Raw genomic sequence first — 14,514 nt, 5'->3', positions numbered from 1 at the left:
GTTTACTGTTATATCAACGAGAAAGCTCAAGCAAGTTGCTGTCTATTCGTTACACTTAAATTATCCAGTTCAAGCCGTTATAACGATTCACTTCTTAGCAGAAAATAATAAAGAGGTGATAAAACACAAGGAGCTTGGGATGAATAGACAGACACAACCCATGCATCGTTATATAGATCACCGTGGTCATTTAGTCACCCCTCTTCCTGAGTGGGCTAATGATACATTGCTACAGCAATTTTACCGCGATATGGTTTTAGTTCGTCACTATGATAAAAAAGCAATTGCCTTACAAAGAACAGGAAAGTTAGGGACTTATCCTTCACACCTTGGCGCGGAAGCTATTGGTATCGCGATTGGTTCTGCTATGCAATCTACCGATGTGCTTGCCCCTTATTACCGTGATATGCCCGCACTATGGGCGCGGGGTATAAGTATGTTGCAGAACTTGCAATACTGGGGCGGCGATGAATTAGGTAGCAATTTCCCCTCAACATCCCCTGATATTTCACATAATGACGATATGCCATTTTGCGTGCCAATTTCAACACAATGCACTCATGCTGTCGGTATAGCAGCAGCAATGAAAATCAAAGGATTACATAGAGCAACCGTTGCCACTTGTGGTGATGGAGCAACCTCAAAAGGTGACTTCTTAGAATCTCTCAATTGCGCTGGTGTTTGGAATATCCCCTTAGTATTTGTAATCAACAATAATCAGTGGGCGATCTCTGTACCACTGCATTTGCAATGTCATGCCGAACACTTAGTCGATAAAGCCAAAGGCGCAGGAATCAAAGGTATCATGGTTGATGGCAATGATATTGTTGCCATGTACGATGCCCTTCTACAAAGTTTAGATCAGGCACGAAAAGGTAAAGGTGCGACATTAATAGAAGCGATAAGTTATCGACTTTGTGATCATACGACTGCTGACGACGCCTCTCGTTATCGTGAAGATGAAGAAGTCAAACAAGCATGGCAATTCGATCCTATTGCTCGATTAAAGACCTATTTAATCAATCAAAATTTATGGTCAGAAACCGAAGAGTCACAATGGTTAGCCATTTGCCATCAGCGTATTAACCAAGCCGTTGAACAATACCTTGCTCTCACTGTACAAGCGCCAGAATCAGCATTCGATTATCTTTACGAGAAAGCCGATCCCGATCTGCACTATCAACGCGACGCACTTATCAGTAAAGCGATGCGAATGGAGAAGCAAAATTCAGGAGGGAATAATGGCTGACATTACATTAATAGAAGCAGTTAACCTCGCCCTTCACTATGAAATGCAACACGATCCTAATGTCGTTATTTTGGGTGAAGACATTGGTGAAAATGGTGGCGTTTTTCGTGCCACACTCGGTTTAAAACAAGCTTTTGGTTGTAAACGTGTGATTGATACACCACTGGCAGAATCGTTAATTGCTGGTGTCACTGTTGGTATGGCATCACAGGGTCTCCGACCTATTGCTGAATTTCAATTTCAAGGCTTTATTTTTCCAGCAATGGAGCACCTAGTATGCCATGCAGCAAGACTAAGAAATCGTACTCGCGGCCGCTTAACCTGCCCTGCTGTGTTTAGAGCCCCTTTCGGTGGAGGCATTCATGCACCAGAGCATCATTCTGAAAGTATCGAAGCAATGTTTGCCCACATTCCGGGCTTAAAAGTTGTGATCCCCTCTTCACCGCAACGTGCTTATGGATTACTGCTCGCCGCGATTCGCAGTAACGATCCGATCTTATTCTTTGAACCCAAACGGATTTACCGAACCGTTAAATCACATGTCGAAAATAACGGTCTCGCTTTACCGCTTGAGCAATGTTTTACGTTGAGAAAAGGAATAGATATTACCCTAGTGACTTGGGGCGCTTGTGTGGTCGAATCACTTCAAGCAGCAGAAACCTTATCTCATCATGGCATAGAACTTGAAGTGATTGACTTAGCCAGTATCAAACCTATCGATATGGCGACCATTACGGCATCACTCGAAAAAACAGGCCGCTTATTAGTGGTGCATGAGGCAGCAAAAACCTGCGGTGTTGGTGCAGAGATCATTACAAGAGTAGCTGAAAGCGCGATGTGCTTACTGAAAGCACCGCCTAAACGCCTAACAGGGTTTGATACCATCATGCCTTATTATCGTAATGAAGATTATTTTATGATCCAACACGATGACATTGTAAATGCCGCTCGTGAACTCATGGAGGGTTGGCAATGAAAGCATTCACATTACCCGATCTTGGTGAAGGTCTGGCTGAATCAGAAATTGTGCAATGGCATATTAATATTGGCGATACTGTGAAAACCGATCAAGTGGTCGTCACTGTAGAGACAGCAAAAGCAACGGTTGATGTTCCGGCACCTTATAGTGGAAAAATTGTCCATCGTTATGGTAACGAAGGCGATGTTATTAATATTGGTCAATGCTTGCTAGAAATCGATGAGTTACTCGCGAATACTGCGAGCGTACTGCCAGAAAAAATCAGTCCAAGCTCTGCAAATCACAGATCCTCTTCGGCTACGGTTGTAGGCAACATCTCCCAGCTTGATAAACATGTTGATGTTGATCCGATCTGTGATGATGCAAATCAAACCGTTAATTTACACTCGATTGCTAATCAACATCATCCATTAATTGCGACCCCTTCAGCACGGTTATTGGCACAGAAGTTAGGTGTCAATATTAAAGAAATTACCGGATCTGGGGCTAATCACTTAATTATTGATAATGATGTCTATCTTGCTTACCAACAACAAATACCAGGGACTGAAATATTAAGAGGATCGCGCCGTAATATGGCAAAGAATATGACGCGATCGCACCATGATGTCGCTTCAGTCACTCTGACTGAAGAAGCACATTTATATCACTGGCAAAAAGATGACGACATAACGGTCAATCTAGTTAAAGCTATTAATAACGCCTGTCATATAGAGCCTGCGCTTAATGCATGGTTTGATGCGGAAACAATGACAAGGTGTTTACATAAAACTGTTAATATTGGTATTGCTGTCGATAGCAGCCATGGCCTGTATGTGCCTGTGTTACATCATGCAGAACAATATCATCAGGAAGGGATCAGACGCTGGATTGATCGTACCGCTGCCAGTATTCGCAGCCGAAAAATAGATCGTCATCAATTACAAAAAGCAACCATCACACTTTCTAACTACGGCGCTATTGCCGGTATTTTTGCCACTCCCGTTGTGACACCACCGCAAGTTGCCATTATTGGTGCTGGACGGATCATGGATAAAGTGATCATGGAAGACGAACGTGTAAAAACCATAAAAGTACTGCCTCTTTCTATTACCTTTGATCATCGAGCATGTACGGGAGGAGAAGCCGCGCGATTTATTAAGGCACTAGTCAATAGCTTAGAAAGTCCACCTTGTGACAACATTGAATCTTCATAACGTGATAACACTTACTTGGAATAAAGTTACTAACATATTGTTACATCAAACAATAACAAAATATTGCATGGTATAAACAACAGCTTATGATAGTAATTACCTTTCATTTTGCAGTCATATAAAAACTATGCGCTATTCATTTTTTACAGCAAGTCTTATCACGCTTCTCTTTTCAAGCTCACTTATGGCAATGCCTGATGGTGATGCCACCCAAGGTGAAATAAAAACGCCGAGCTGCCGTTTTTGTCACGGCAGCAACGGCATTGCACCACGCCCAGATTACCCGAATCTAAAAGGCCAAAATGCAGAGTATTTATATAACTCAATGCAAGCATATTTAAATGACAGCCGCACTGGGGGGATGTCGTCAATGATGAAAGCCCAACTTAAAAATTTATCAGATCAAGATATCGCCGATATCTCTGAATACTATTCACAAATGAAATAATCGCGCTCAACGTCAGTCGTCCTTCAATCTGAGTAGAACGACTGATTACTTATTAATCATACAAATCAATTGCCGTGTTTTATAACGGAAAAAACATCATAGGCAGACTATCTTTGTGGTAAGTTGAGATTAAAGCCTAGAATGAGAAACTAAAAATGAAAATCTTCAGTAACTTTGAAAGTGGAAGTATTAACGTTGTTAAAGCGGATAGCAAAGACGACATTCAGTTAACTATTCCTAACGATAATAACTCTGAACTTCATCAATGGTTCCACTTCCGTTTAGAAACAGAAGCTCAACAACCGCATAACTTTACAATCCTAGATCTGGCAAATTCAGCCTACCCTGAAGGCTGGAAAGGCTATGATGTCGTTGCTTCTTACGATCGTGAAGAATGGTTCCGCATTCCAGCTGAATTTGATGGCGATAAATTAACCTTCAGCGTGATCCCTGAAAATGAATCAATGTATTTTGCTTACTTTGCACCATACAGCTATGACCGCCATCAAGATCTTCTTCACCTTGCACAAAGCCACTACAACTGCCGTTTAGAAACATTAGGCCACACACTTGATAACCGAGATATGAGTCTATTGGTTATTGGTGATGAATCAACCGCTGAAAATAAAAAGAAAGTATGGGTGATTGCACGTCAGCACCCAGGCGAGACAATGGCTGAATGGTTTGCTGAAGGTCTTATTCAACGTTTACTGGATGAAACCGATACTGTCGGTCGTGCTTTACTTGAAAAAGCCGTTTTCTACATTGTGCCTAACATGAACCCAGATGGTAGTGCGCGTGGTCACCTTCGCCTAAACGCGATTGGTGTAAACCTTAACCGTGAATGGCAAACACCATCACTAGAAAACAGTCCAGAAGTTTTCTACGTGCGTGAAAAAATGTTTGAAACAGGTGTGGATCTCTTCCTTGATATTCATGGTGATGAAGCGATTCCTTATAACTTCGTTGCGGGTTCAGAAGGGATTCCATCTTATGATGCTCGCTTTGAAAACCTTGAAAATATGTTCAAGCAAGCACTGCTAACAATTACACCAGAGTTCCAAGTTGAACATGGTTACGATAAAGATAAGCCCGGTGAAGCAAACCTAACAGTCGGCTCTAACTGGGTAGCAGAAGAGTTTAAATGTCTTTCTTACACCATTGAAATGCCATTTAAAGATCACAACAACCAACCAGACAGCTTATACGGTTGGTCACCAGAGCGAAGTGTGGCATTTGGTAGCGACACACTCGCAGCGGTGTTAGTCGTCATGGATCACTTACGCTAATAACTCGTCAGTAATAAATACATAAAGCGGTCACCTTGATCTGACCGCTTTATTACTTATTTTGCTAACATCGGATAAGTAAAGAAAATCAAATGCGTCAAATTAAACATAAAGTGTACTAATACAGCTACCCATAAACGCCCTGTCAGATAGAAAGCCAAGCCGTAACATAAACCGGCAAGACCTGCGAACACAACTAGCAACATGCCACCAGCTATATGTGCAAATCCAAACAGTAAGCTAGCAACAACAAGCCCGATTACCCAACCGAAACGCTTCGATAAACCTTGTTGGATAAAACCGCGAAAAAGTGCTTCTTCTGCTACACAAGTAAACAACAAGTTGTTTAATACAAATAACCACAACCAATGTGGTGTCGAAAAAGAAAACTTTAACGCTCCTAACCCCGCAGCAATAGGTAATAACGACAAGCATCCCATCACAACTAAAGCGAGTACTTTAAAATTGCAAGTTTTGTTACTCCCTAACAATGCTGGATAAGCCAATAACAAACCAAAGAAAACCAACGGTTTATCCAAATTTAAATACATAGTAAACGGTGTGCTATCAAGGCTAGCGTACACCTTATCTAGTACTTGTAGATTATCAAAACCGGGGATCGCGTGAGCAAAAAGCGCTAAAGACCAAATCAACATGAAGCTTAACCCAGCATAACGCCACTTCCCTTCTTGCTTCGCGGTGAAATACGCCACACAAAAACCAATCGCAACACCAGCGATAGCAATGATTGATAACCGCTCTTGAAATACCGCAGCAAGTAAAGCTAAAGTAACTAATACAGCAGTCAATAGTGTTTTACGATAAAACCCACTAACGACAGCGCATGCTAGTAAACCCCATATCCAAACTGTTGGTTCCATTTACTATTTCCATTCATAATAAGAGTTATTAACATCTAAATTATCAGAAAACATATCATACCCTGAAGAAATATTTGCTAACATCTTAATTTGAAAAGAAAATTAATGTTTTTTGATTTATTATTCGGTTATCTCATCCGTACCGTTCATCAAACGAGATCCACAATCAATGGCAAAAAATAAACCTATTATACACCTACACTCATACGGCATTTTCACCACTTGGGATGCAGACTCAAAAAAGCTACCGAAGATCAAAGAGTTTACCTTAGACATTCCAGCTGAAATTGATATTGAATTTGGCTTTACCGTTAATATAAAAAAAGCCAAAGGCGAAAAGGTTCATTACTGCATTTACCACCCCAACATCACTAATGACGACGGTGAAGTCTTAGAACCATTCGATGGGTATGTTTATGTTGGTAATAATGATTGGGATTTTTACCTTGGCGATACAATTTGGGCTCCCATCAGCAATAAAGTTGGCCCGTGGCGTATGACATTAGAAATGAATAACAACATAATTGCGGAAAAAACCTTCAATGTTTTCAATAATGATGAAGGGCAATTTTGGAAGCGTCGTGGGCTTTAACCATTTTTGAAACAAAACTATTTCATTATTGGAATCTAACCTTACTTCCTAATAATATTTTTTGAAACAAAGTTGTCACATAGTCGCTTTAACTTAGTCAGCAAATAACTAAGCCCCTAAAGGATACACATGACTAAGTCACTTCTTGCACTTTCATTAATTTTAAGTTCTGCGGCAGTATCTACATCGGCTATGGCTGCAGAACACATCGCCGTATCAGGTTCAACTTCTGTTACAGAGGTAATGGAAGTGTTAGGTGAAACCTACCATAAGAGCCACTCTGACGTATTTATTGACATCAACGGTACGGGTTCAACTGCAGGCATTAAGTCTTCAATCGAAGGTGTAAATGATCTAGGTATGGCTTCACGTAACCTATCAGCAGAAGAGAAAAAAGCAGGATTGGTTGAAACGGAAATTGCTCGTGACGGTATTGCTGTTGTTGTTAACCCAAAAAACCCGGTTAACAACCTAACAAAATCGCAAATCGAGCAATTATTTAAAGGTGATGTTACCCAATGGTCTCAAGTCGGTGGTAATAGTGACCCTGTAGTTGTAACAACACGTGAAAATGGCTCTGGTACTCGAGGTGCGTTTGAAGAGTTAATGGAACTAACCACAAAAATTAACGGCGTTAAAGTATCGACTATCAGCCAACGCGCACAAGTTGCGAGTGGTAATGGTATTGAAAAAACAGTCGTTGCGAATAATAAAGATGCGATAGGTTTTGTGTCATTAGGTTCTATTGATAACTCGTTAAAAGCAGTTGAGGTAGACGGTCACAAAGCCTCTGTTGCAGATGTACTGAACAAGACATACCCACTTTCACGTCCCTTCTTGGTGCTAAACCAACCGGGTAAACTAAAACCTGCAGCTAAAGAGTTCCTAGCTTGGATCATGTCGCCAGAAGGACAAAAAATCATTAAAGATAAAGGCTATATTGCAATGTCTTAATATATTTAAAAACCCACATTCCTTCTGTGGTAATGAATGAACTTTCCTCCCAGAGTACGTCAGTACTTTGGGTTGAAATGCCCTTTACAGCTGTATTTCCTGCCTCATTTTCTCCTATTCTTATCCTGATCCACAGACACCCAACAGTTCATCAAAAAGTTTGCGAAACCAGTGAACACAAGTGTTCGTAGCTATATTCATAAGGATTCTTACTTCTATAAAAAATATACTCGTAAATTCATTATCGCTATCAAGAACAAATAGGGCGAAAATAAGACAGCTTCCCTTAAAAAATAAAAAGAGAGAAAAGTTAACAATGAATATCGCTCAACTCCCCACACCAGCTTTGATCGTTGATTTCGACAAAATGAAAAACAATATACACGAGATGCAACAACGTATTGATGCTCTACAGTTAAATCTCAGACCGCACACTAAAGCACATAAAAGCCCCACTATAGCGAAAATGCAGATTGATGCAGGAGCACAAGGAATATGTACTGCGAAACTTGGCGAAGCCGAAGTTATGGCTGCAGGGGGGATTAACGATATTCTAATAACAACCCCTATAGCCGGAAAAAATAAGATTCAACGTTTAGTCAAACTTTATCAGCAATATCCCGACTATCGCTTTATTCAGGTAATTGATCATAAGCAACATATCATCGATATCTCAGAAGCAGCAACAGATGCGGGAATTTGTATTGAATTAATGATTGAAGTAGAAAGTGGTCAACAACGTTGTGGCGTGGAGATAGGTGATGACTTAATTTCATTAATAGAAACAATTAACTGTTCTGATGGTGTAAGTTATGTTGGGTTGCAGGCATACAGTGGTCACTTGCAGCACATAAAAGGTTATCAAGAGCGAAATACTCAAGCAAGAACAGTCGTTGAAGATCTCTTTAATTACATTAATAACGTATTAACACCTAAAGGGCTGGCACCGGAGATTGTGAGTGGTGGTGGAACGGGCACATATGAAGCCTATCAAGGGCTAGGGTTTAGTGAAATTCAAGCAGGCTCTTACTTGTTTATGGATACCACTTATCAAGATATTGGTGATGAAAATGATCAGTATCAAAATAACCAATTTGATGTCACTCTAAAAGTATTAAGTACTGTTATTAGCCACCCTACTCCACAGCGAGCGATCATTGATGCAGGTATGAAATGTCTTTCTATTGATCTTGGCATGCCTAAAGTAGAAAGTGACGACATGCTTAGTTACAAATCGGGAGGAGATGAACATGGTATTATTCACCTCATTAATAACCATGCACCACTACAAATAGGCCAACAACTCATATTGCTTCCAAGCCATTGCGATACAACGTTAAACAATTTCAACACCTTGTATGCCGTAAGAGGAAGTGAAGTCATAGATCAATTCCCAATTATTGGCCGTGGTCGTTCTGATTAAACCTCTATTTAAACATCATAAAACGCAGCGTTTCACTCACGCTGCGTTGTGAGCAGAAAGGTAGCGCTAAAGTATGCTGTTAACGTAAATGTCTTTTACTGTACCTTTACTTATCTGAAAACGTATTTACGCTCCCCCTCTATCTATGAAGTCAGTATCGAAGTTACCAATTGAAATAGGATACTCACAGCTCCACCAATATTTATAGGGAACATTTTCATATCCATTAGGGTTTCCCTTTATATCCAGTACTTTTCCAGACTTTTAACGAAAAGCTCACCCAAACCTTGTCATGTTTCTGCTAGTGTAAAAAACACAATTCGATTAAAATCGAAAACAGTATATCGATAAATTAATCATTTAGTTATCAAGGATAAAAGGAAGAACACATGGGTCTTTTTAATGCACTGTTAGGCAACGCTGGTGAAATGAGTATCGCTGATGCGACTGAGGAGCTATCAACCATCCTTGGTCCAAACGAAAATATTGAACTCGCATACAAACTTGTTCGCGATATGATCATTTTAACGGACTACCGCCTGATCCTTATTGATAAACAAGGTATTACAGGTAAAAAAGTAGAGTACCGTTCTATTGCTTACAAATCGATCACCATGTATGCCGTAGAAACAAAAGGCCACTTCGATTTAGATGCAGAATTAAAATTATGGATTTCTGGTCAACATGAACCACTGACTCTTGAGTTTAATGGCAAAACTAATGTCTACGCAATGCAAGGATTACTCGCGGCAAAAGTTGCCGGTAAATAACAGAACATAAGTAAAAAGCCTGCACTAATCAAAATAGATGCAGGCTTTATTATTAATTATCGTGACACACTAACTAGAGCATCTGCCAAGTGGTCGATATGCTTTTCTTGTAAGCCGGCAATATTTATTCGACCATCTCCTACCGCATAAATACCATATTGCTCACGTAGCGTTAAAATCTGCTCAGGCGTTAAACCTGTTACAGAGAACATACCTTTATGCTGTTCAATAAAATCAAACTGCTCACTACCACGTTGACGTATCGCTTGTGTTAGCCCTTGGCGTAGCGTCAAGATACGGCTATGCATGGTATCTAATTCATCTTTCCAGATATTTGTCAGTTTCTGATCATTTAAAATATCAGCAACTAAAGCCGCACCATGATCTGGTGGCATGGTATAACTTGAACGCGCTAAAGTAAGAATACGTCCTTTCGCTTTTTGTGCTTCTTGCTGACTATTACTAATAATAATCGCAGCACCCGTTCGTTCACGGTACAAACCAAAATTCTTTGAACAAGAAGTCGCGACAACCATCTCTTCTGTATTGTCAGCCATATACTTAAGGCCAGCACCATCTTGTTCTAAGCCATCGCCAAAACCAAGATATGCCATATCGACAAACGGCATAAAACCATTTTTGTTTGCCAATGCCGTAATCGCTTGCCAATCGGCAAAACTAATATCAGCACCTGTCGGGTTATGGCAACAACCATGTAATAACACCACATCTTTAGGGCCTGCTTTAGCCAGTTCGTTGAGCATCGCCTCGCTATTTACTTGCTTGGTTTCAGGATCGAAATACGGATAGAACTTCACCTTTAAACCTGCTGCTTCCATTACAGGTTTATGGTTAACATAACTCGGATTGGTTAACCAAACAGTTGTATCAGGTTGCGCAACTTGAATAAGATCAGCAAGCATACGTAACGCACCACTCGCTCCTGGTGTTTGTACTGCTGCTGCACGAGAATGTGCCGATGTTCCTGAGAGTAAAAGATCCATCATCGACTGATTAAATACTTCACTACCCGCTAAACCCACGTATGATTTTGTTGTTTGAGTTTTAATTAAGCGTTTCTCAGCAAGTTGAATGGCTTGCATGATCGGTGTTTCACCAAGGCTATTGCGGTAAACGCCGATGCCTAAATCTATTTTGTTGTCACGCGGATCTTCTCGATATGCAATCGATAGGGAAAGAATAGGATCTAATTGGGCTGGAGAGAGCGATTTAAACATCTAATTAATTCCATTTAATATAACAATGAAATTAAGTTATCACTTCATTTAATTAACGTCATTAGAAATAATGAAATCAAACATTAATTAATTGATTAAGTTAAGCATCATAACTTAATCAATTATCGTGTGTTGCATGTCTTACTTTAACATTTGGCTAGTTAAGTAACGCCTTCAGTGAAGGGGCTTTTTCAAGTATCTGGTACAAACGTTCACCATGCTCTTTTAATAACTGACAAGAGAGTTCAACATTACGCGATAACACCGCTTTCATCAGCGCTTCATGCTCACCATTGTCATGATATTGCTTCTCTGGTGATAGGTTCGCGCTTAATAAGAAATGTCGATAACGTTCTTGCTGATCATAAACATTTGAGATCATATCGAGTATAAACTCAGAGCCTTCACACGCAACAAGCGATAGATGAAACTCTTTGTGGCGCAATTCCCATTCATCATAATCAAACAATGCTGATTCAGGATCTAACCGATTAAGCTTGTGAAAGGCCGTTAAAACCTGTAGTTCCCATGCTTCATCCCCCTTTTTAATCGCATCTTTTAACGCAACATGACCTAGGGCCAAACGTGCCTTTAAAATTCCACGTAATTCATCGAGTGAAACATCGGCAACCCAAAATCCTTTCTGAGGCTCCATCTTGACGTACTTCTGCCAAGTTAATTGCACCATCGCTTCTCTTAAAGGAGTACCGCCAACTTGATAGCGTTCTTTTAATTCACTCAATATCAGCTTCTGGCCAGCCTCAAACTCACCACATAAGATATCATGCCTAATCTGGCACATTACTCTATCGCTTATGGTTGCAAAATTATCTTTAGTCATACCAACCATCTAATCTTAATCATAAATAACACAATACAAATTCGGAATAATCCTATCACTTACATCTTACCGAATATTAAACATATCCACATTACGAAACATGGGATCCCCCCTGTTTTCAATGAAAACTTAATACAGTAATAATGAATAATAATTCAAACTTTATTCTATTCACAAAATAATGCTAGAACACTTTACCATTAAATAAGAGAAGTAATTATTCCTGACGTTTACTTTTTTTGTTCTAAAGATAGAAACTCACAATAGAGTCTGTATTTTTCACAATATAAATTAACAAGTTAACAAATCAATATTCACACAAATAAATTCTGCAATAGCATACAAGAAGGTTAAAAATACATATAAATGCGCTAAATGGCCAGTTTATTACCATAATGTTTAGAAATGACGGCTCTTCTTCATTTTATGCGCGGTATAGCGGTATTAATTTGAACACCACAATATAATCTTGCCCATTAATACCTAATTTCTCTTTTAAAACGATGACTTACCGAGCATATTCAATTATTAGCATCTTTATTATTAATGTACTTATGTTTAATTGGCACCCACAGCATAGTGTCTTTAGCTTTGCGCTTATTTTTTGGTCACTTCTGCCTCTGTTTAGTTTACATATTATTATTAAGCACTATGAATATTTTCATAACAAAACGCTCATCACTGTCCAATCATATTCTGCATGGTTGTTATTCTTTACATGGATTTCGATAACTTTTCTTTCTATTACAACACCTTATATTTTAAACATTATTAGCACATCACACCAATACTATATTTCATTTTACATTTTTTCCCCTGTTGTAATGTTATTTCTGGCGACAATAACCGGTCTATTCGCCAGCTTTTTAACATGGATTGTTAATCATCTCGCCATTAATGACCAAATATAACCACTAGGCATACATGCGCATATTGTATTCATTCATTATACAATTATTCCTAATTCGTAAATTGCTTAAAAATGCAAATTAAACAATCGGAATTTGGAATTAATTTCGCTTCACAAAATTACCGTTAGTCACTACCATAAAAATCGATTTTTGGACGTGGTAATTAAAAATATCGATATTTACCATGCTTTATAGCATTAGATGTTTTTATCTCATTACTGCTTAACTGATAGATTTTGAGGTCTACAATGGCTAGCTCCACCAACGCTTCTCCCGCTAAAATTGGCGTTTTCAGTTTCGTCATGATTACCGCTGCGGTTGTTATGAGTGTTCGTACACTCCCTATGACAGCGCAGCCAGGAATGATGACGATCTTTTTAACATTAGCTGCTGCAATCTGCTTTATGATTCCAACAGCACTTGTCTCCGCTGAACTTGCAACAGCATTCCCAGAAGATGGTGGTATCTTCATCTGGGTTCGCGAAGCATTTGGTGAACGTATGGGATTTATTGCAGTCTGGATGCAATGGATTCAAATGGTTTTTGGCATGACATCCATATTGATGATTGTCGGTGCAATTTTTGCCTATGCTTTTGACCCAGCGTTAGCACAAAATAAAATGTACATTCTTGCTGTTATATTAGTGGTTTACTGGGCATGTACATTGGGTAATATGCGAGGTGTTAAAACACTGGGTTGGGTATCCACTCTGTGTGTAATTTTAGGTGTATTCTTACCTTTCTTTGTACTTGTAGCTTGTGCTATCGCTTACCTTGTTGGTGGTCACCCAATTGTTACTGACCTTTCATTAACAACTGCAAACCTTATTCCTGATTTATCAAATAAGGGGACTTGGGCACTATTCATTGGCTTCGTATTCGTTGTTATGGGTATGGAAGTATCAGCATCTAACGTTTCTCACGTTAAAAACGCTGAACGTAACTACCCTATCGCAGTGTTCTTAGTTGCATTATTTGTGGTTATCGTTTCTGTTGTAGGTTCTTTTGCAATCTTCATCGGTATTCCAACTAAGCACATTTCAATGACAGCAGGTCTTATTCAAGCATTCCAAACTTACTTTGATATGTGGGGTCTAGGCTGGTTAACACCTATCATGGCTATATGTATGGCTATCGGTCTTGCAGGTCAAGTTAACTCTTGGGTTTTAGGCCCCGTTCGTGGTCTTCAAGCAACAGCAAACGCTGGTGCACTACCTAAAGTACTTCAAAAGACAAATAAAGAAGGTGTACCTGTTAACCTTATTTACTTACAAGCTATCCTAATCTCAATCGTGGGTGTGCTTATTTGTGTGATGCCTAACGTAGATTCTTTCTACTTTATGCTTCTAGGTCTAACATCTCTTGTATATATCGTTGCTTACTTACTGATGTTCTCTGCTGCGATTTACCTACGCTATAAGCGTCCAGACGCACAACGTAGCTTTACAGTTCCTGGCGGTAACATTGGTATGTGGATCTGTTCAGGTTTAGGTATTGCTACATGTTTACTTGCAGGTTACTTCGGCTTCCAAGCACCATCAAGTTACGACGGTACTGCAAACAGTTACTTTAACTTCCAATTCTTTGGTTTAGTTATCATGATTATTATTCCAATTATTGTTTACGCTTGGGGTAAATATTCAAACCGAGCTAAAGCGGATAATGCAGCACCAGTAACTCACACAAACTAAGTCTTATTTATCATCAAATAAAAAGACAAAACAAATAAACAGGAGAAGTAGT

13 protein-coding genes are annotated in these 14,514 nt (G+C 39.4%); 10 read left to right on the top strand and 3 right to left on the bottom strand.

Annotated features, from left to right (window positions below; translation table 11 throughout):
- Positions 1–139: 139 nt before the first annotated feature.
- The 5 genes from pdhA (at position 140) to C9J46_RS17500 (ending at position 5,161) form a co-directional block, all read left to right on the top strand.
- Positions 140–1,249: a pyruvate dehydrogenase (acetyl-transferring) E1 component subunit alpha gene (gene pdhA / locus C9J46_RS17520; RefSeq protein ID WP_107291288.1), complete on the top strand. Its 1,110-nt coding sequence runs from the start codon at positions 140–142 to the stop codon at positions 1,247–1,249.
- Positions 1,242–2,225 carry an alpha-ketoacid dehydrogenase subunit beta gene (locus tag C9J46_RS17515; RefSeq protein WP_107208426.1) on the top strand — a complete coding sequence of 328 codons (984 nt, stop codon included), beginning with the start codon at positions 1,242–1,244 and terminating at the stop codon, positions 2,223–2,225. Before pdhA ends, C9J46_RS17515 begins: the two co-directional genes overlap by 8 nt.
- Entirely contained in the window at positions 2,222–3,424 is a 1,203-nt protein-coding gene (locus C9J46_RS17510; protein ID WP_107247943.1) for a dihydrolipoamide acetyltransferase family protein, read from the top strand. The genes C9J46_RS17515 and C9J46_RS17510 overlap by 4 nt, the downstream gene beginning before the upstream one ends.
- Before the next feature lie 127 nt (positions 3,425–3,551).
- On the top strand, positions 3,552–3,872 hold the full coding sequence (locus C9J46_RS17505; RefSeq protein ID WP_107208424.1) for a cytochrome c: 321 nt from the start codon (positions 3,552–3,554) through the stop codon (positions 3,870–3,872).
- 155 nt (positions 3,873–4,027) lie between these two features.
- Positions 4,028–5,161, top strand: coding sequence for a M14-type cytosolic carboxypeptidase (locus tag C9J46_RS17500; protein WP_107247942.1), 1,134 nt, complete (start codon positions 4,028–4,030; stop codon positions 5,159–5,161).
- Between the two features lie 56 nt (positions 5,162–5,217).
- Here the strand turns inward: C9J46_RS17500 and C9J46_RS17495 are convergent, their stop codons facing one another.
- The gene (locus C9J46_RS17495; protein WP_107288037.1) at positions 5,218–6,042 is read right to left on the bottom strand and encodes a CPBP family intramembrane glutamic endopeptidase; all 825 of its coding nucleotides are present in this window, start codon (positions 6,040–6,042) and stop codon (positions 5,218–5,220) included.
- A gap of 169 nt (positions 6,043–6,211) precedes the next feature.
- Between C9J46_RS17495 and C9J46_RS17490 the strand changes: the two genes are divergently transcribed.
- From C9J46_RS17490 to C9J46_RS17475, 4 genes are all read left to right on the top strand, one after another.
- On the top strand, positions 6,212–6,634 hold the full coding sequence (locus tag C9J46_RS17490; RefSeq protein WP_107208421.1) for a DUF3859 domain-containing protein: 423 nt from the start codon (positions 6,212–6,214) through the stop codon (positions 6,632–6,634).
- A gap of 129 nt (positions 6,635–6,763) precedes the next feature.
- Complete coding sequence (locus tag C9J46_RS17485; protein WP_107291287.1) at positions 6,764–7,588, top strand: phosphate ABC transporter substrate-binding protein; 825 nt, start codon at positions 6,764–6,766, stop codon at positions 7,586–7,588.
- A gap of 316 nt (positions 7,589–7,904) precedes the next feature.
- On the top strand, positions 7,905–9,011 hold the full coding sequence (locus C9J46_RS17480; protein WP_107261840.1) for a DSD1 family PLP-dependent enzyme: 1,107 nt from the start codon (positions 7,905–7,907) through the stop codon (positions 9,009–9,011).
- 389 nt (positions 9,012–9,400) lie between these two features.
- Entirely contained in the window at positions 9,401–9,781 is a 381-nt protein-coding gene (locus C9J46_RS17475; protein WP_107208419.1) for a PH domain-containing protein, read from the top strand.
- A gap of 56 nt (positions 9,782–9,837) precedes the next feature.
- Here the strand turns inward: C9J46_RS17475 and C9J46_RS17470 are convergent, their stop codons facing one another.
- On the bottom strand, positions 9,838–11,019 hold the full coding sequence (locus C9J46_RS17470; protein WP_107291286.1) for an amino acid aminotransferase: 1,182 nt from the start codon (positions 11,017–11,019) through the stop codon (positions 9,838–9,840).
- 157 nt (positions 11,020–11,176) lie between these two features.
- Positions 11,177–11,869, bottom strand: a complete 693-nt coding sequence (locus tag C9J46_RS17465) for an FCD domain-containing protein (RefSeq protein WP_107288041.1) — start codon at positions 11,867–11,869, stop codon at positions 11,177–11,179.
- Positions 11,870–13,019: 1,150 nt separating this feature from the next.
- Between C9J46_RS17465 and C9J46_RS17460 the strand changes: the two genes are divergently transcribed.
- Positions 13,020–14,462: an APC family permease gene (locus C9J46_RS17460; RefSeq protein WP_107208416.1), complete on the top strand. Its 1,443-nt coding sequence runs from the start codon at positions 13,020–13,022 to the stop codon at positions 14,460–14,462.
- Positions 14,463–14,514 lie beyond the last annotated feature (52 nt).

Origin of the sequence: Photobacterium sp. GB-36 (assembly GCF_003026135.1) — a bacterium.
Classification (GTDB): Bacteria; Pseudomonadota; Gammaproteobacteria; order Enterobacterales; family Vibrionaceae; genus Photobacterium.
The sequence above is the reverse complement of the archived record's forward strand: the minus strand, read 5'-3'. Positions and strand labels throughout refer to the sequence as shown.